Here is an 18,883-nt window from a genome sequence, read left to right on the forward strand (position 1 = left end):
ATGGATAATCTCCTGATAAAACAGCAAGAAAAATCTGACAAGATCGTCCGCCTGGAAGGTTTGATTAAAAGCAATTCAGATCCCAGAGAACTAAAAAGAGCCTTGGCCGTGAAAATGTCGCTCGAAGGATATTCCGATCGCCTAATAGCACACTTATTAGGTGTAAGTACAAGCTTTGTTAGGGACTGGAAAAGAGCTTTTAAGGTCGGAGGAATAGCAGGAATTAAACTAGGAGACCAAGGCGCGATCGGTAAATTAACAGCCGAACAAAGAAGAGAAATAATCGAGTGGCTGAAAGCTACAGAATATTGGCATTTAGATGAATTAATTAATCATTTAGAGGATAAGTATGAGGCTGTGTACAAATCAAAGCAGAGTTACTACGATCTATTTAAAACTGGAAAGATTAGATGGAAAAGGTCTCAGAAAGTCAATTCACAATTTGACGAAAAGCTAGTAAAAAAAGCGATCTGAGATTAATGAATTTTTAGCTAAACACAAGACAGAGATTGAGGTAGGGGCGATAGCAGTGTTGTTTATAGATGAGTATCATTTACTCAATGGAGATATCTGTGGATATGTATGGGGACAAACTAAAATTAGAATTGAAGTCCCAATTAAAAATGAAAAAAATAGACAAACTTATTTTGGATCCCTTAACTATCAAACGCATGAATTTACAATTGAAGCTTATCCAGCAGGTAATGGTGAATCAACGGTAAAGTTTGTTAAGAATTTACAGGGTAAATATCCGAATCAAAAAATCGTCTTAATTTGGGATGGAGCTAGTTACCATAGGTTTATAGTCGGTGCACCGACTATAGGTGAATTTAGAGAATATTTGACGGAAGTCAATCAATCCAAGTCACCAGATAATCTAGAAGTTACTTGCATCCTATTTGCGCCAAATGCTCCTCAACAAAATCCGGTTGAAGATATTTGGCTACAAGCGAAGAACTTCTTGATAAAATACTGGTATTTATGTAAGTCTTTTTGGGCTGTTAAAAAGCTACTTGAGTTATTTTATGACTCTTAAAAATTTAATTTCCCCAAGATTCACCAGTATCATTTTTCTCAGTAAATCAAATAGGATTGCTATAGCCGAGCTAGGGCAACTCAAATCTAAAGAAGGGCAAATTATCGTTGGTGCTGCGGTAATCGATGATGTATTGGGGATTATTGTCCTCGCTGTCGTCGCCAGTCTAGCAAAAACAGGCGAAATCGACGTGAGTAATGTCATTTATCTAATTGTTAGTGTGACAGTTTTTCCGATCGGTTCGATTTTATTAGCTGGCTTTTTTAATAAAGGATTTGTGCTCTTTGTCGAGTCACTAAAAACTCGCGGTAATATTGCTATTCCCGCATTTATTTTTGCGTTCTTTATGGCATTTCTAGGTAATGCAATTCATCTAGAGGCAATTTTGGGAGCTTTTGCGGCTGGTTTAGTATTAGACGAAACTGATACTCGGAATGAACTAGATGAACTAATTAAACCAGTTGCCGATCTACTAGTACCGATTTTCTTTGTGACTGTGGGTGCGCGTGCAGATTTAGGCGTTCTCAATCCGGCAATTCCCGAACATCGCAGTGGATTATTAATTGCTGCTTTTTTGATGATAATTGCGATATTTGGTAAGCTAGTTACAGGCTGGGTTGTATTTGGACAGCCAGGAATCAATCGCCTCGCGATCGGGGTGGGGATGATTCCGCGCGGTGAAGTTGGCTTAGTCTTTGCAAGTATCGGTGCTGCTAGTGGTGCGATCGATAAACCCTTGGAAGTAGCAATTATTCTGATGGTAATTATGACAACATTTTTAGCTCCCCCATTTTTAAGAATTGCCTTCGATCGAGCTAACGATTCACTCCCTGAGATAGAATAATAATCTATTCACTTGCTTAATTGCTAGGATGGAATTAAATATCTGGGGTAGTAAGTGAATGGTGAATGGTGAATGGTGAATAGTGAGTGTACTGGTGCGTTACGGCTTACGCCTAACACACCCTACCTCAATCTAACTGATAAGTTAGGATTGCTATATTGCTTGGGTGGTAAGGGAGTATGAATAAATTAATAACATTTGCTGGTGGCTGTCACTGTGGACAAGTTCGATATCAAGTCCAAGTCGAAAGACTCGAAGCTGTTAAATGTAATTGCTCGATTTGCTGTAAAAAAGGCTTCATTCATCTCATTGTCCCAGCATCGCGATTTACCCTACTCCAGGGACAAGACGCTCTAAGTACCTATACCTTCAATACAGGTATCGCCAAACATCAATTTTGTCGCCATTGTGGAATTCATGCCTTCTATCGACCGCGATCGCATCCAGACGGATATGATGTAAATCTCCGCTGTTTAGATGACCATCCCATCGATCGATTCCAGATTACTGACTTCGATGGTGCCCACTGGGAACAACAAATCGACCAAATTCGCGATCGATATAGCTAAACCCAACCGCCCACAACACCTCTCCTCATTGCCCCTCCGTGTTAAAAACACCCACCCCAAATCCACATCCCTTGAGTGTAGCCCCAATGATGGATCGAACCGATCGCCATTGCCGCTACTTCCTGCGCCAAATCAGTCACCGCACCCTGCTGTACACCGAAATGGTGACGAGTATGGCAATCCTACATGGAGACAAACAGAAACTCCTAGGATTCGATCGAGCCGAACATCCCCTAGCATTACAAATCGGTGGCGACAATCCCCAAGACTTGGCTAAATGCGCCCAAATTGCCGCAGAATTCGGCTATGACGAAGTAAATCTCAATGTTGGCTGTCCCAGTAGTCGCGTTCAAAGCGGTAACTTTGGAGCCTGTCTGATGCTTCAACCAGAACATGTCGCCGAATGTATCGCCGCAATGGTGAGTGCGACAAAATTGCCCGTGACGATCAAACACCGGATTGGGGTAGATGATCTCGATAGCTATGAAGATCTAGTCAAATTCGTATCGATCGTTTCCCAAACAGGCTGTCAGCGGTTCTCCGTTCATGCCCGCAAAGCCTGGTTACAGGGCTTGAGTCCCAAAGAAAATCGCGAAGTCCCCCCCCTCCGGTATGAGGACGTACATCGGCTCAAACAGGATTTTCCCCACCTCTCGATCGAGATTAATGGCGGGTTTACCAACTTGGCACAAGTCCAAACCCAACTTCAAATCGTCGATGCGGTGATGATTGGGAGAGCTGCTTATGACAATCCCTATCTACTCGCCTTTGCAGATAGTCAAATCTATGGCGAAGATACTCCATCCCCCAGCCGCCATCAAATTGTCACCGCCATGCTCCCATACATCGATACCTGGATGAGCAAAGGCTGTAAGCTCAACAGCATCACCCGTCATATGTTGCAGCTATTTCATGGGCAGCCAGGCAGCCGGATCTGGAAGCGCATCATCACCGAGCAATCTGTCTTGTCAGGCGCGGGCGCATCCGTCGTCGAGCAAGCACTTGCACAGATCCCACGCGATAGCTTGCTAGTGTCGAATTAGATATCTAGAGTAGATGGTGGATAATAGATCTCGCTCGATTGACTAACCTCCAACTAAAATCTAACATGGAGCGAATGCCGCACCATGCTACTCACAAGCCATCTATACGCAGGAGAGTTTGAGAAGGCGGCGATTCGCGCTCCTCGGGTTCCCCGAGGGTTTAGCGAATCAAGAGAGCGTCCCGCCTCTGGCACGGTGGATCTGGGGGACGGATCCCCCAGATCCGGGTTCTGCCCTCACAAATAATATCCGCAACCCACAAGTATATATCGCCTACCGCTTGCGCTTAGTAAAAGATCCCGATCCCAAACTTACCTAAACCGTTAGGGACGAATCGCGATCGTAATATCAGCAACATTAGTCCCCGTCGGCTCAATTAAATGCAGATCCCCCAATTGTTGAAAGAATGGATAACTATCATGTCGATCGAGTGCCGATCGAGCATCCCATCCTAATCTCAAAGCTCGATCGATTGTCGTCTCATTTACCGTCGCTCCCGCCGCATTTGTCGGCCCATCGGTACCATCTGTCGCCAATGTAACTACCCATGCCGGGACATTATGAACAGCTAATTCGATCGCGGCTGCCAATCCTAATTCTGTATTCCGCCCACCTTTACCCAGACAATTTTCTGGTAAATTGACCGTAGTTTCACCGCCATAAATTAACACAGTATTGGGCGGATGAGTAATGATCTCCCGCACAATTTCTACACCTCGAACCCGCGCTTCTCCATCCAATTCGGTGGTGATAATTTGCGAATTGTAACCCATACTACGCGCAGTTCTTGCTACAGCTTCACAGGCTTGACGATTATTGCCAACGAGCAGATTGTCTGCATCGGGATGATTGGTTAAACCAGCCGCGATCGAGGCAATTGGATCGCCGATGACATCTGATAAAATCAGTCCGATTACCTTACCCGCTCCAACTCGATCGACTAAACCCCCGCCTTTTAATCGATCGATCCTCGATCGCACCGTATTAATTTTCTCGATCGATAATCCACCCGCTAATAGTGCCATCCCGATCGACTGAAGTGCTGCTAGAGAAATATTCGAGCGAGGATCGACAGCCTTAATATCGATCGATCGCTTTGATAAAGTAGTCGTAATTAACTGTTGGGTTTCCTGACTAATTTCGACAGTCGGCGCATTAGTCAATAGCTCGATTAGTGTACTCCAATTATGCGGTGCTATAGCTAAAGCAGAGGCACCACCAGAGATACAAGCAAGAACTAAAGTTCGATCGGTACAATCGGCGAGAAATTCCCACACCCGATCGCCAGCATCTAAACTACACTCGTCAGGAACTGGATGGGCTGACTCGATACATTCCCAATTAGTCGGAAATATAGCATCCCCTAAATGTGCGTATTTAGCAATAACTAATCCTTGAGAAATCCGACTACCAAAAAGTGCAGATATCGATCGAGCCATTGGCACAGAGGCTTTACCGATGGCGACGCAACGAATATCTTTATTAGTTAAATTAATTACGCGATCGCCAATAACTAGATCCTCCCCATCTAGTCGCAGGTGATTTTGAATAGAGTCGAACGGATTAACGGCGGCTAGTGCAGATTTGATAAGCCGATCGATCAGATCGTTCATTTTTAAAATCACTAATTTAAATAAGTCGGCGACCGCCCTAACAAATGTTCGGGGCAATTTAGGAAGCGGCTCGCGCTCCGTCTCGCCGAGAGGGTTTAGAGAAAAGTGCAGTCTTGGGCATAACCCAAGACCGCACTTTTTAAGACAGCGAGACAAGACATTGCCCCGAACAAATTTCTCTTTAGATACTCAAGCGTTGATAGATCTCATCTAGGTGCTTGAGATGTTGGGTGGGATCGAAACAATGCTCGATCTCTGCTGGCGTGAGGTGTTCGGTGACGCGGGGGTCATTGGAGATAACTTTACGGAAGTCTCCATCCGTGGTGTTCCAGACAGCCATCGCATTGGATTGGACGATCGAGTATGCTGCTTCACGATCGAGTCCTTTGCCCACCAGAGCCAATAATACACCCTGACTGAAGACTACCCCACCATAGCAGTTGAGATTCCGCGCCATGTTTTCGGGGTAGATCAGCAGATTTTTGATCAGGTTGGTGGTTTCGACCAACATGAAGTGCGTGATGATGCAGGAATCGGGCATACAGACGCGTTCGACCGAACTATGCGAAATATCTCGTTCGTGCCAGAGTGCTACGTTCTCAAGGGCAGCGATCGCATTCCCACGCAAGATTCGAGCCATTCCTGTCAGGCGTTCGGAGCGGATCGGGTTGCGCTTGTGAGGCATGGCTGAGGAGCCTTTTTGCCCTTTGGAAAAGAATTCTTCGACTTCCAAGACATCGGTGCGTTGGAGGTTGCGGATTTCGACGGCAAAACGTTCGATACTTGCGCCGATGAGGGCCAAAACTTGGGCGAATTCGGCATGGATATCGCGGGAAATTACCTGGGTAGAAGCGGTGTCAGGAGTCAATCCTAGCTTTTGACAAGCGATCGCTTCGGCGCGAGGTTCGATATTGGCATAAGTACCGACAGCACCAGAAATTTTACCGACAGCAATTGTCTGGCGGACTCGTACCAATCGATCGCGATTTCGGAGCATTTCCGCCAACCAGCCAGCCAATTTGAAGCCAAAGGTAATCGGTTCGGCGTGGATTCCGTGGGAACGCCCGATCATTACTGTGTTGCGGTGCTTTTGCGCCTGATACCGGATTGCTTGAATTGTTTCTTCCAACCGAGTCAGTAAAACATCGGTACTCGCTACCATTTGCAGAGCTAGAGCGGTATCGAGAACATCCGAGCTAGTCATGCCTAGATGAATATATCGCCCCGCCGCACCAACATATTCATTGACATTGGTGAGAAATGCAATTACATCGTGACGGACTTCAGCTTCGATCTCTAAAATGCGATCGACATCAAACTTCGCTTTAGCCTTAATCTCATCAACAGCAGCCTGGGGAATATGTCCTAATTCGGCTTGAGCTTCACAGACAGCAATTTCTACTTGCAGCCAGGTTTGAAATTTATAAGCATCTGTCCAAATTTCACCCATTTCGGGCAGAGTATAGCGTTCGATCACTTGTCCGTCACTTGAATACAACTAACCCATTGTATAACGTTTGATGGATGGCGTTTCGATCGTAGCCTACGATTGAAATCGTGGCTGATGATGCAAAGTCCGCCTACGCGGACTAATCTTTTAGTCCGCGCGATGCACCATCGTGGCTATCGTAGGGTGTGTTAGCGATAGCGTAACGCACCAAATCACCGCCAATGGTGCGTTACGCTGACGCTAACACACCCTACAAGCTACCCTAAGGTAAGTTCGGGTAGACACTCCTAGCCTAATACTTCTTTCCCCACAGCTTGGTACTTAGACCAACCAAATTGGGCGCGGGGGTCGCCACAATCTTTAATAATTACTCCCCGACTGGACGATCGCTCGAAGGCGACTAGGAGGGGAATATCGGTCTGGAATAGGGGCAATTTAGCCTCTTCCAAAATGGCTCTAGCGGCGCGTCCGGTTTTGGTACGAGAGTCTACTTGTGTCAGTAGTACTTTATATTTTGCGCCCCATTTTTCTAGTAGCTCGGTGGACTTAATCGTGGTGTCGAGATCGAGGTGATTGGGGGTGGTGGGGATGATGAGGAGATCGCTACTAGCTACGAGATCGTGTAGCTCATCTTGTTCGGGACGAGCTTGGGTATCGGTGATGATGTGAGTATATTTGGCAATAATCGCCGTAGCACCAGCTTGAGAGGCAACTGTAAAAGGTAGTTTATCTTCTCGCGACCATACTAGCGCGGAACGATTGCGATCGGCATCAATTAATAATGTAGGCGCATTTTCCTGAAGGTATGCAGCCAGATGAATTGATGTGGTTGTCTTGCCGACACCACCCTTGAGCGCAGTAATGGTAATAATCATCGGCTAGTGGGGAGATACTCCTGTTAGAGTCGAGGGAGGCTATTAAGCCCCGCCCCTCTCTGTTCGATCTGTACGTGCGGCTTTCACCGCATACAGCTCTCGATATTCTTAGATTGCTCTTTTGCTTGTGCAAGGCTCAGATTCAAATGGCTCGTGTATTATTACAACTTTGCCTCTGTTAGTCATATGCACGTAATCGTGACAAGATTCATGTATTGCTACTAGATTCTTCTTGTCCCAATTATCGTGGTTTCCATCCGCGTGATGCAGATGTACCTTTTCTTCGCCTATGAATGTTAATCCACATGCGACGCACTTACGGTGCTGCTTTTTTATAGCTTCAGAGGATGCCCCGTCGTAGAGTTTGCTTTTACGCCCACTCCAATAGGAGATATCGCCGTCGTAGGGAGATTTCTCTCCTTTAACATTAATATGTTTATTTTCGGAGTATGGAACCGATGGAAATGCTTTATCCAGTAATGTTTTACTGGTGTCGCGATTTTTTTTCGTTTCTTTGTTGAATACCGTGTATGCCCGCCTTTGAATGAAGTATAGAGAGTTTCTTGACCCATCCATTTTGCAGTATTTGTGGTAATTCCTCCAACCTCTGACCACTGGGGCTAGTTTCTTAGCCTTTAATGTGGCACCATAATTCGAGTTGTTGACAATATGTTTAACCTTCTTACGAAATGCTTTGAAGTTGTCCACTGAGAGAGTACTCCGAAACTTGCCGTTTTTCTGGACTTTGAAGTGCCAGCCGAGAAAGTCAAATCCATCTGTCGTAGTTGTTAGTTTAGTCTTGCGTTCGCTGACTTTCATTCCTCGTTCCGCTAGGAATTCACTAATTCGGTTAAGTATTGCCTCTGCATCATCTTTGGGTTTGAGGATAATCACCATGTCATCCGCGTATCGGATAGATGGTTCTGTGATTTTTCCGCCTGAGCCTGTTGACTGGTGGAGACTTTCTATCCCGTTGAGTGCAATATTGGCTAGCAGTGGGCTGACCACGCCACCTTGTGGTGTTCCTTGGTCTGGGAATCCTACGTTTGTTCCAGCTTTTAGACATCGGAAGATTCCGAGCTTTAGTCCTGCTGGGGCGATAAGATTGTCCATAATTGCAGAGTGGTTAATCCTGTCGAAACATTTTTCAATATCAAGTTCTATCACTCTTTTATTTATTCCATTACTATGAGAACTTAGGTTGAGGAACAGGATTTTCTGGGCATCGTGTGCCGAGCGTCCTGTTCTGAATCCATAGCTCCGTTCATGGAAAGTTGCTTCGTGTGCTGGTTCGAGGGCGTATTTTGCGAGGCACTGCCAAGCTCTATCCGCTATTGTGGGCACTTTGAGCATCCGTATGGTTCCATCCTTTTTGGGAATAGGAATTTCTCTTAAACCCTTGTGCTTCCAGTCGGTGTGATGTTCAAGTAGCTCATGAGCTAATGTGAATCGTTCCTCAAATGAGAGGGACTTTTTACCATCAATTCCCGCCGTTTTCTTACCAGCGTTTAACTGCGTTACTTGCCGAATGGCTAATAATCTAGCTGCTTGAGATTTTAAAATCAGCTTTTGTAAAGACCGCGCTTTCCGCTTGTCTCCAACTCGAACTGCTTTGTAAATTCGTCTTTGTAACCGGAAAAGTATCTTTTGGAATTTCTTCCATTTGAAGCTTTTCCATAATTCGCTAGCGATTATGCTGCGTCCAATCATGATTTACTCCAGTTTATTTACTCTGAATACCTTGACCCAATTACGGGTCATCCTACCCGCGTTTAAGGAATTAATCCCCTCGTCTGGTCTACCGTCGGCGCGACCGCCTACAGACCTCAAACACGTTTTTATTCGTTCCGTCCAATCGATTGATTGTCCTGTTAGGTGTAGCCAATTCAACCGCCAGAACCCCATACTCTTACCGCTATTGAAATCACTATGCGGCGGGATTTCTCCGTTCATATCCACATGATATACAAGTGATATGTACGCCCTCGGAATTTCTTCTTTAGGTGGCGAGGTCAGACTGAGGATTGGCGTCTGCCCATGCTTAGGTTGCTTTTCAAGGCTCTGTTTCACCATAAGGACTCGCTATTAACGCCAGTGTCATCTGCAATTGATGTCTGTTTGCGTCCTGTTCCCAGCTTTACTCTACAGAATTCCGAGTCTGTTCGGTATGGGCAGATAAGCAGTCATCTTCGAGTTTAAGAGGAGGGACTTGCACCCCCATCAATCGGACAGTTCAAGCCTTGAAGTGCTACATGTCTGGTAGCCAGCTTGGAGAGGTTATGTACGGGCTGGTTACCGTGATTCACTCTCAACGAATCGCACGATTTCTAGCACTACTGTAAAAGGTTGCGTGTACCTTTAGCAAACCCCTTAATATAAATTAGGGGTTTGTTTGGCAGCTTTATCGCCCACGCACAATCGAGCAATTTTTTGCTCTCTCATTTCGATGAGGCTACCGCGTACTGAGATCTAGCCACCCCACCCTACGGGCACCCCTGTCTTGTCGTTTTTTTATTCTGGGGGAACCCCAGAATAAAAACGCCGCTCCTTGGAGGGGATTTCCCAGCCCAGCCCTTATCCAGGGGAGGGAGCCAGATTGACACACTATAATCTACAGAGAGGAGAGGATTCGAACCTCCGTTGGGTGTAACCCCAAAACTGATTTCGAGTCAGCCACCATCAACCACTCGGACACCTCTCCAGGTAATTCACTAAACATTATACATTATTCATCGGCGCGATCGCTAAAATATCTCATTCATCTCGATCGAAGCAATCGATCGTCACCCCCTTAGCGGTAGAATATCTCAGCTAGACCCCTTTCGATCGGATTCAAACTTCCATGAATGCAGCACAGAGTAAACGAGTTGAGGACTTTCTCGCTAAGTGGTTGGGTTCTGAAGGAAATGAGCGGGCGAATTACCAAACCTTTTTTGGCGATCTGTGTGTGGCGTTAGATGTGCCGGAGCCGCCGCCGAAGGGCAGTGTGGAGGGCGATCGCTATTGTTTTGACAAGAATATCAAATTTTTTGGTGAGAAGGCAGAGACGACGCGATTTGCGGACTTTTACAAGGAGGGTCACTTTCTGATTGAGGCAAAGCAGGGGAGTACGAATTCGGCGAAGGGGCATGGGAAGCGGGGGACGAAGGGCTATCGGGATGCGATGCAGCAGGCATTTAATCAGGCGAAGTCTTATGCTTACAATCGGATGTTGCCATCGTTACCGCCGTTTTTGATTACTTGCGATATTGGTTCGCATTTTGAGGTGTGGGAGGGGTTTAGTGGTGAGTATGGGAGCTATGGGGCGCGTCAGCAGATAAATCTCAAGGATTTGGCGCAGCCGGAAATATTCGACAGGTTTGTGGCAATTTTCACCGATCCACAATCGCTGAATCCTGAGAAGTATCGAGCTAGGGTGACGCGGGAGGTGGCGGCGGAGTTGGCGAAGTTGTCGCGGTGGTTGGAGGAGAATGCTCAGGTTGATTCGGGTATGCGGGGTGGCGTGCGGTTGAAACCGCCGCTCGTGATGCAAAGTCCGCCTACGCGGACTAAGAGTAGTTTAGCGTCTCCCGATCCGAAGTCCACAAAGGCAAACAGCTTATCTCAGTCCGCGACGGCGGACTTTGTACCACGAGCCTCGATCTCAATCGAAGGCGGTATCGATGGCGAACCATCTCCCGTTTCGGCGCATGAGGTGGCGAACTTTTTGATGCGGTGCATTTTTACGATGTTTGCCGAGGATGTGGAATTGCTCAAGGGGGAGGTGTTTACCAAGGCATTGCGCGAACGCTGGATTCCCAATCCCCAGCTATTTAAGCCGGAAATCGAACAGCTCTGGCAAACGATGAATACGGGCGGGACATTTGGCTTTGAACGGGTGTTGCGGTTCAATGGGAGCTTTTTTGAGGAGGCGACGGCGTTTGATTTGCCCAAGGAGCAGCTAGAGGTGTTGTACGCAGCGGCGGCGAAGGATTGGAGTCAGGTGGAACCAGCGATTTTTGGGACGTTATTAGAACGGGCGTTGGAGAAGAAGGAGCGGAGTAGGTTGGGGGCACATTATACACCGCGATCGTATGTGGAGCGGTTGGTGCGTCCGGTGGTGATGGAGCCGTTGCGCCAACAGTGGGATGAGAGCGAGTTGGAGCTAAAGCGGTTGCTGGAAACGGCGGCTGGGAAGGAGCCGACGGCGGCGCAGCGGAAGCAAGCGACTCAGGAGATTCAAGACTTTTTAACGCAGTTGCGTCAGGTGAAAATTCTCGATCCGGCTTGTGGAACGGGGAATTTTTTGTATGTAACATTGGATTTGCTCAAGGGGCTGGAGCAGGAAGCGATCGCCCGGCTGGTAGATGTAGCTGGCGAAGTACAATTAGGGTTAGAACAAATTAATCCGGCGCAGTTTTTGGGCATCGAAATCAATCCACGGGCAGCAGCGATCGCAGAGCTGGTAATCTGGATTGGGTATCTCCAATGGTATTTCAAGCGGTATGGCAATGCAGCACCGCCGGAGCCTGTATTACAAGCCTTTGGGAATATCGAATGTCGCGATGCGGTGTTGGCTTATGACGGGATGGAGCCGGATCTAGACGCGAAAACGGGGGAGATTCGATCGCGTTGGGGTGGGCGAATGATGAAGCATCCAGTGACGGGGGAGGATGTGCCAGATGCTAGCGATCGAGTCATAATCTATAAATACTTAAATCCACGCGCTGCGGAATGGCCGAAGGCAGATTATATCGTCTCAAATCCGCCGTTTATTGGTAATGCACGAATGCGTGAATTTCTAGGTGATGGATATAGTGAGACTCTTCGAGAAACTTATTCAGACATACCCGAAACAGTTGACTATGTGATGTATTGGTGGCATCGAGCTGCACTATTAGCGAGAGATTCATCTTCAGAAACTAAAGGTTTTGGCTTGATAACAACAAACTCTATTTGTCAGCCTCGGCTCAGGAAAATTATAGAATTTCATATAGATGCTAAAAAGAATCCACTAGAAATAAGTTTTGCGATTCCAGATCATCCTTGGTCAGATAGCGGTGCTGCGGTTAGAATCGCAATGACAGTTGCTAATAATGTAGAAAATTCAAGCCTAAATCAGTTTAAAATTGGCAAAATTGTAAATGAATCAAAAAGTGAAGATCCAGAGCTAGCAGCAGAATCAACAGTTGTATCGTATAAATCTGTAGGCTCTATTTTTGCGGATTTAACTTCTGGCGTAAATACAATAGTAGCTAAACCAATTGCAGCCCAATCAGACCTATGTTGCAATGGAGTTAAAGTCTACGGACAGGGATTCATTCTAGATTCAGCAGAAGCACTAAAAATATCTGCATCATCTATGGGATTTATCAAACCATATCAGAATGGAAAGGATATTTCTGGGGTCAGCCGCAATGTATTTGCAATTGATTGTTGTGGAATAGACGATCCTGCTTTTATCGAAAAAAATAATCCGGCACTATACCAAATATTGTTAGAAAGAGTTTATCCAACCCGAATTGTTGAGAGAGATGAGAATCTCCGAAATAAATGGTGGCTTTTTGAGAGGAACCGACCTGAATTAAGAAAAAGCATATCATCTTTGAATCGATATATTGCAACTTTAGACACATCCAAACACAGATTTTTTGTTTTCTTAGAAAGTCAAATTTTGCCAGATGTCCAACTTGCAGTCATTGCACTTGAAGACGCTTATTTTTTGGGAGTTCTTTCTAGCCAAATTCATGTGAAATGGGCTTTGGAAACAGGTGGTAGATTAGGTGTTGGTAACGATCCTCGTTATAAGAAAAAGCGATGTTTCGATCCTTTCCCCTTCCCAGATTCTACCCCAGAACAAAAGCAAAAGATTCGAGAATTAGGCGATCGATTAGACAGCCATCGCAAACAAGTTCAAGCCGCCCATCCCGATATTACCATCACCGGAATGTATAACCTGCTGGAAAAACTCCGCGCTGGTACACCATTTAGCGATATCGATCGAGCATACAACAATCGCGCCCTCGTCTCCACCCTCAACCAAATCCACGACGAACTCGACAAAGCTGTATTTGAAGCCTACGGCTGGCAAGACTTATCTGGCAAACCCACCGCTGAAATCGATGAAACCATCCTCGAACGCCTCGTCGCCCTCAACGCCGAACGCGCCGCCGAAGAACGGAATGGACATATCCGCTGGTTGCGCCCCGAATATCAAGCCCCCACCCAAATTCAATCCACCCAAATCGCCCTGACAGGTATCGATGTCGAGCCAGAAACCGTCATAACACCTGTCGAACAGCAAAAATGGCCAACACTACCAAAAGCTCAACTCGCAGCCATCCGCGACCTCTTACGCACCAGTAGCGGCGAGTGGACGGTGGTGCAAATAGCCAACCAATTCACAGGGAAAAATACCCAGAAGAAACTAGACGCAATAGCGGAAAATCTCGATCGATTAGAATGGTTTGGGGTTGTAATCGATCGAGAAGATACAGGGATAGTCTATTGGCAATACGCCGAGCTACAACAAACCGTCTAGAGAATTTTATGAGTAGTCTAATAGCTACGTTTGGAGATCTGAATCCCCCAAACCCCCTTAAAAAGGGGGCTAAGATCCGGATCTTAGTCCCCCTTAAAAAGGGGGATTTAGGGGGATTTACACCAATTTCGCTTCTCAAGGAAGATGTAAAAGATGCCAACTTTTCACTTGCCGTATAACCACAATCTCATCGAACTTGCTCGACAAATGCGGAAAAATCCTCCTCCCGCTGAGAGAAAACTATGGGAAGAATATCTACACAATTTGCCAGTGAGAATACTGCGCCAAAAGCCAATCGACAGATTCATTGTGGACTTTTATTGTGCGTCTGTAAAATTAGCGATTGAGCTTGATGGGCAACAACATTATACAGAGGAAGAAATGACTTATGATACACAGAGGAGCGCAGTTTTGGCAGGTTATGAGATTAAAGTTATCAGATTTAGCAATCAGGACGTAATGAACGACTTCGATCGCATATGCCAACAAATTGCCGATTCACTCTAATTTTAATTCCCCCTTAAAAAGGGGGAATCAGATCTCCAAACGAAGTCCAGCAGAATTATACATACACGGTATCCCTTTGAGGGGGCTAGGGACGTGACTCTTGCTATTAAAATACCCCCATCTAACTATTTCCAGCAAATAAGCTAGAAGATGAGGGTGTTATTGAATGGACTTTCCGCTAACTAAGAGCGCGGCAAAGTCTAGGAGTTTTTCATCCGTTTGAGTTCTTCTTGCAGGGCTTCTACCTGCTTCCGCATCTGGCTGACATCTTCAGGCGATTTGGTTTCGCCGTCAGCGACGATTTCAATCCGCCGTGGCTCGGTGTTTTTTTGAGGGCGTTCGGGATTGCCAGTTGGAGCTTGGTTTAAATTTTGTTGTTGGGCAGACTTAATCATATCGTCCACCAGTTTTCGGGCTTCCTCAGTGGTGATTTCACCTTTAGCTACCATTTCATCGGCGAGTTTTTGAGCCTGAACACCGATGGTTGAAAGTTTCTCACCAGCTTGTTCTCCAGCCGCAGTCGCCAGTCCGACACCAAGATAAAATGCTTTTTGAACGATATCGCCTAGACCAGCCATAGTTAAGTTCTAAGGTAATGATAAATATCTTCGATCTAGCTTCTATTTTAAAGGCTCGATCGAATTCAATGCTAGAAATGATGGGTACGGTTTGCCGATGTGTAGCGGGTTACGGCAATACGCAGCTTGGACAAATACTTTTAAGATTCGGATTCCACGCCTGTTATAAGCATCCCATGTTGCTGCTACCTTCCAGTCCTGACAAGGTTTGGGCGTTACGACCGCGCGGGGCCGAATCAGTCTTTACTATAGCACATGTTTTCGATCGATATGGCTATTTCTCGATCGCGTCGGACGTAAATAATGCCAGTGGCTCAGATCGATCGGAATAGTCTCAGTCTACAGCAGATTCCAGCGGATCGCGATCTAGGTATGGTGTAGACTAGGCTGGGGAGTGATGAACTTGTTGGCGTAGCTGCTCTGATGGAGTATCGCTAGGAGATTGGCTCGGCGATCGCTGCTGCATCCAGTGGGCAATTTTGGCTGATAGCTCGTCTTTGCGAACGGGTTTGGATAAAAAGTCATCCATCCCTGCGAGCATGGCTAATTCGCGATCTTCTTTCATCGCACTGGCGGTGAGGGCGATGATAATTGTATGCCGCACTTTACCTTCACGCATTCGGATTTCTTTGGTGGCGGCATAGCCATCGAGCCGAGGCATATGACAATCCATCAAGATCGCGTCGTAATCTTGGCTGGCAATTTTGGCAAGTACTTCTTCGCCATCACAGGCGAGATCGGCGGCGTAGCCCAAATTTTTGAGCTGATTGAGGGCGACTTTTTGATTGACTTTATTGTCTTCTGCTACCAAAATTCGTAAATTAGAACTGGGTAGCTGGGGGAGCTGCCGAGGGGGTTGGGGATCTGTAGTACTGGCAAATGATTTGCGATCGGGGATGGCAATGAGCGGCGTTTCGATACATTTATGGAGCAGATTGAGCGGTTTGGCTGGTTTGAAGGCGTATTCAGAGATCGCCGCTTGCTGCTGGAGCTTGGATGCGCGATCGTATTCGTTGAAGGCGATCGTGGCAATTATCCGTAGATTTTTGAGTTCGGGATAGTGACTGATTTGTTCGGGGAGCGTGGTGTTGGGGCTATCTGGGAACGCGAGATCGGTAATGAGCATCTGAAATGGTCTACCAACGACGGCGGCGGCTAGCAGGAGATTCATGGCTGCGGTGCTAGTGGTTGTCGTGGTGACAGTGGCACCGTAATGTTCAGCCGCAGAGGCGATCGCGTGGCGACTGTGATCCCAATTACCAGCGATGAGGATCTGTTGCCCTTGGAGTGTTTGGGCTAGTTGGCTACTGAGTGACAATTCGTCGCTCATTTCTGGAGTGATGGCAAGACGGCAAGTTAGGGTAAACCAGAAAATCGAACCCGCACCTGGGGCACTAATTACGCCAATTTCCCCACCCATCATTTCGATCAACCGCTTGGAGATTGCCAAGCCCAATCCCGTACCACCATATTGACGAGTGGTGGAGGAATCAGCTTGAGAAAAGGATTGAAAAATTTTGTCTTGACTATCTCGATCGATCCCGATGCCTGTATCTTGGACTTGGAAGTAAAGCGTTGTCTGTCGATCGATCGTGGCGATCGCGCTAATATCGATCGATACTCCACCGCGATCGGTAAATTTGATCGCATTACCGATCAGGTTAATCAGGATTTGACTCAATCGCGTCGGATCGCCTTGTAAATTATTAAAAATTGTTGGCTCGATCCGACAACTCAGCTCGATTCCTTTGGAGTAAGCGTTATTTGCTAATACTTCGATCGTTTGTTCTACCGCATCTGTCAAGTTGAAGTTTATCTCTTCTAGTTGCATTTCTCCAGCTTCAATTTTGGAAAAATCTAAAATTTCATTAATAATATTTAATAAATTATCAGAGCTACCCCGAATGATCTCGACGAAGCTGCGCTGCTCGTCATTGAGCTTAGTATCCAACAATAGCTCAGTAAAACTAATAATTCCATTCATCGGTGTCCGAATTTCATGGCTCATATTTGCCAGAAATGCACTCTTCATTTTGCCCGCAGATTCAGCCATTTGACGGGCTTTTTCTAGAGCGATATTTTCTTTAGTCAGCTCTTGACGACTGTGGCGTTCTCGTTCGAGCAATAATGACTGAAGTTGCTTTGATACTGTGATATCTTCGATTACTAATAAAAATCCTGAAATCACGGCGATCTCTTCAATTTTCTTACCATCAACGATCTCTTGCTGGATCTCCTGCCAATTAAATAATGCTTCTAATCTAAGCGTGAAGAATTTATCTTTATACTTGACTTCCTTGGCAGGTAAACTTTGATAAGTATGTAGATCGCTTAGATAATCTGACCATTCACGAGCAGTCAACCACTTAGGAATCAGACAGTGTTCGATTTTGTCACCGACATTGATACTTAATAGCTGAGAAGCAACCGAATTACAAAACCAGACTGTACCATCTAATTCAGTCGCGAGTAACCCCATTGATAAGCTATGCGCGATCGCTGTCTGAGCTGATTGTGCGCGTCCCAATTCAGCAGCAATGATGGCTAATTTTGCTACTTTATCGACTGGAATTGGTGGAGAAAGCTTGTCTCCAAAGCGGGGTGGATGAGCGACTAAATTGGTTTGATGGGTTTGCCACAACCGATCGATTTCGCGCTTGACGAGAAAGTCTGTATATTGTCGTTCGCAATAAGCTACACCAACAGTAGTCAGTAGGAGGAGACCAATCGGAGTGGCGACTGGCAGCCAATAATTATTGGCTAAAGCTACTGTGACTATCGCGATCCAGCTACTACTCAAGCCGAGTAGTGCTAGCAGTCTTTGCCCGTGAGTCAGCCGACTGAGCCTGTCGCTCAACAGTGGACTAACACCCAGCAGCACCAGTGCCAGCCAGAGATCTGGCACGAGCTGGAGTTGAGCGCGTTCGAGCAGATTATCGACTACTGCTGCATGTAGATAGATACTCGCCGCACCTTCAGATCGATCGAATGGAGTATCGATCCGCTTGGCATTATTTCCCGTCAATCCAACTAATACGATTTTGTTATTAAATGCCTTTTCGAGCAGTTGCTTGTCGCGCTCATCTTTGGGATCGAGGAGCGTGCTTAATGAATAGTGGTTGGCGTTAGCAACTTTACCGGGCCAATTAATCCAGAAATCACCATCATTTGGCGGACGTTTGATTTCGGGATCGTTGCTGAGATTGTGTCCTTCTACTGCCATCCAGGATAGAGAATACACCCGATTTTTGTACGCTTGGATCTGCCGAACCACCCCATCGTAACTTTTAATTTTGTCGATGTGTCCGATGGCTTGAGCCGAGGCTCTCAATCTCCGAGTTGGTAGAATTGGTTTGTTTTGGGCGTCCCAACTTTGGGCGAGAATTACCGCTTTGTGGTTGTTAATTGCTTTGATAAATTCATCATCATTGGGTGTGATATCGCTAAAAGTCTGCTCGAAGGCAATCGTGCTGGCGTTGTACTTGGTCAGAATTTTCACTAATTTTGCATAGTGAGATCGATCGTGCGGTAAGTCTTTATATTTAGCAGCACTCTCATCATCGATCTCGACGACAACGACTCGCTCGTCCCAAGCTCTTTCCCCGCGCAGTTCCGTCAACCGATTGTACGCAAAATCTTCGACTGGCGCGGTTGCACCCAGTTGTACTAATCCAATCGCCATCGCCGCCGCGATGGGGCCTGGCAACCACCGCCATGCAGATCGCAGGTTTTCGGGGATCTGTGCCGAAAAATTGGTGAATCGGTTGAGATAGTTCAAGATCTGTGGATACGGTAGATGGATGCTAGCGTTGGCTGTGAATATTCAATTATTACAAATTACCCTAGAT

At 46.4% G+C, this 18,883-nt stretch carries 12 protein-coding genes, 1 tRNA gene, 1 other RNA gene and 1 pseudogene; 7 read left to right on the forward strand and 8 right to left on the reverse strand.

Annotated elements, in window-relative coordinates; translation table 11 throughout:
* From ACEW9J_RS13185 to dusA, 5 genes and pseudogenes are all read left to right on the forward strand, one after another.
* On the forward strand, positions 1–474 hold a 474-nt coding region (locus ACEW9J_RS13185), incomplete at its 5' end, for a transposase (protein WP_373545577.1).
* A gap of 55 nt (positions 475–529) precedes the next feature.
* Positions 530–1,036, forward strand: a complete 507-nt coding sequence (locus ACEW9J_RS13190) for a transposase (RefSeq protein WP_373545578.1) — start codon at positions 530–532, stop codon at positions 1,034–1,036.
* 22 nt (positions 1,037–1,058) lie between these two features.
* Positions 1,059–1,880 (forward strand): annotated as a pseudogene (locus tag ACEW9J_RS13195) (cation:proton antiporter); the annotation flags it as partial.
* 179 nt (positions 1,881–2,059) lie between these two features.
* Entirely contained in the window at positions 2,060–2,449 is a 390-nt protein-coding gene (locus ACEW9J_RS13200; protein WP_373545579.1) for a GFA family protein, read from the forward strand.
* Positions 2,450–2,487: 38 nt separating this feature from the next.
* The gene (gene dusA / locus ACEW9J_RS13205; RefSeq protein WP_373545580.1) at positions 2,488–3,492 is read left to right on the forward strand and encodes a tRNA dihydrouridine(20/20a) synthase DusA; all 1,005 of its coding nucleotides are present in this window, start codon (positions 2,488–2,490) and stop codon (positions 3,490–3,492) included.
* Between the two features lie 323 nt (positions 3,493–3,815).
* Here the strand turns inward: dusA and ACEW9J_RS13210 are convergent, their stop codons facing one another.
* From ACEW9J_RS13210 to ACEW9J_RS13230, 5 genes are all read right to left on the reverse strand, one after another.
* Positions 3,816–5,105, reverse strand: coding sequence for a glycerate kinase (locus ACEW9J_RS13210; protein WP_373545581.1), 1,290 nt, complete (start codon positions 5,103–5,105; stop codon positions 3,816–3,818).
* A 181-nt stretch (positions 5,106–5,286) separates the two neighbouring features.
* Positions 5,287–6,582 (reverse strand): adenylosuccinate lyase, encoded by a 1,296-nt coding sequence (purB, locus tag ACEW9J_RS13215; protein WP_373545582.1) that lies wholly within the window; start codon positions 6,580–6,582, stop codon positions 5,287–5,289.
* 260 nt (positions 6,583–6,842) lie between these two features.
* Positions 6,843–7,430: a ParA family protein gene (locus tag ACEW9J_RS13220; RefSeq protein ID WP_373545583.1), complete on the reverse strand. Its 588-nt coding sequence runs from the start codon at positions 7,428–7,430 to the stop codon at positions 6,843–6,845.
* 108 nt (positions 7,431–7,538) lie between these two features.
* Positions 7,539–9,140 (reverse strand): group II intron reverse transcriptase/maturase, encoded by a 1,602-nt coding sequence (locus tag ACEW9J_RS13225; RefSeq protein ID WP_373545584.1) that lies wholly within the window; start codon positions 9,138–9,140, stop codon positions 7,539–7,541.
* Between the two features lie 904 nt (positions 9,141–10,044).
* Positions 10,045–10,131: transfer RNA gene (locus ACEW9J_RS13230), tRNA-Ser, on the reverse strand.
* Between the two features lie 141 nt (positions 10,132–10,272).
* On the opposite strand from ACEW9J_RS13230, the gene ACEW9J_RS13235 reads away from it, so the two are divergent.
* Positions 10,273–13,950: a DNA methyltransferase gene (locus tag ACEW9J_RS13235; protein ID WP_373545585.1), complete on the forward strand. Its 3,678-nt coding sequence runs from the start codon at positions 10,273–10,275 to the stop codon at positions 13,948–13,950.
* A gap of 153 nt (positions 13,951–14,103) precedes the next feature.
* Positions 14,104–14,457 (forward strand): endonuclease domain-containing protein, encoded by a 354-nt coding sequence (locus ACEW9J_RS13240; protein WP_373545586.1) that lies wholly within the window; start codon positions 14,104–14,106, stop codon positions 14,455–14,457.
* A gap of 200 nt (positions 14,458–14,657) precedes the next feature.
* Here ACEW9J_RS13240 and ACEW9J_RS13245 read toward each other — a convergent pair whose 3' ends face one another.
* The 3 genes from ACEW9J_RS13245 to ACEW9J_RS13255 all read right to left on the reverse strand — a co-directional run bounded on the left by ACEW9J_RS13245 (position 14,658) and on the right by ACEW9J_RS13255 (position 18,813).
* Positions 14,658–15,035 (reverse strand): phasin family protein, encoded by a 378-nt coding sequence (locus ACEW9J_RS13245; protein ID WP_373545587.1) that lies wholly within the window; start codon positions 15,033–15,035, stop codon positions 14,658–14,660.
* Positions 15,036–15,176: 141 nt separating this feature from the next.
* An RNA gene (ffs, locus tag ACEW9J_RS13250) (signal recognition particle sRNA small type) lies at positions 15,177–15,273 on the reverse strand.
* Positions 15,274–15,417: 144 nt separating this feature from the next.
* Entirely contained in the window at positions 15,418–18,813 is a 3,396-nt protein-coding gene (locus ACEW9J_RS13255; protein ID WP_373545588.1) for a CHASE2 domain-containing protein, read from the reverse strand.
* Between the last annotated feature and the right edge of the window lie 70 nt (positions 18,814–18,883).

The organism is Chamaesiphon sp. (assembly GCF_041737865.1).
GTDB lineage: Bacteria > Cyanobacteriota > Cyanobacteriia > Cyanobacteriales > Chamaesiphonaceae > Chamaesiphon.

Bases quoted from the DNA above. Each gene is read 5' to 3' on its own strand.
- ACEW9J_RS13200 (WP_373545579.1), top strand. From the start codon at position 2,060: ATGAATAAATTAATAACATTTGCTGGTGGCTGTCACTGTGGACAAGTT.
- ACEW9J_RS13235 (WP_373545585.1), top strand. From the start codon at position 10,273: ATGAATGCAGCACAGAGTAAACGAGTTGAGGACTTTCTCGCTAAGTGG.
- ACEW9J_RS13240 (WP_373545586.1), top strand. From the start codon at position 14,104: ATGCCAACTTTTCACTTGCCGTATAACCACAATCTCATCGAACTTGCT.
- ACEW9J_RS13225 (WP_373545584.1), bottom strand. From the start codon at position 9,140: ATGATTGGACGCAGCATAATCGCTAGCGAATTATGGAAAAGCTTCAAA.
- ACEW9J_RS13245 (WP_373545587.1), bottom strand. From the start codon at position 15,035: ATGGCTGGTCTAGGCGATATCGTTCAAAAAGCATTTTATCTTGGTGTC.
- ACEW9J_RS13210 (WP_373545581.1), bottom strand. From the start codon at position 5,105: ATGAACGATCTGATCGATCGGCTTATCAAATCTGCACTAGCCGCCGTT.
- ACEW9J_RS13220 (WP_373545583.1), bottom strand. From the start codon at position 7,430: ATGATTATTACCATTACTGCGCTCAAGGGTGGTGTCGGCAAGACAACC.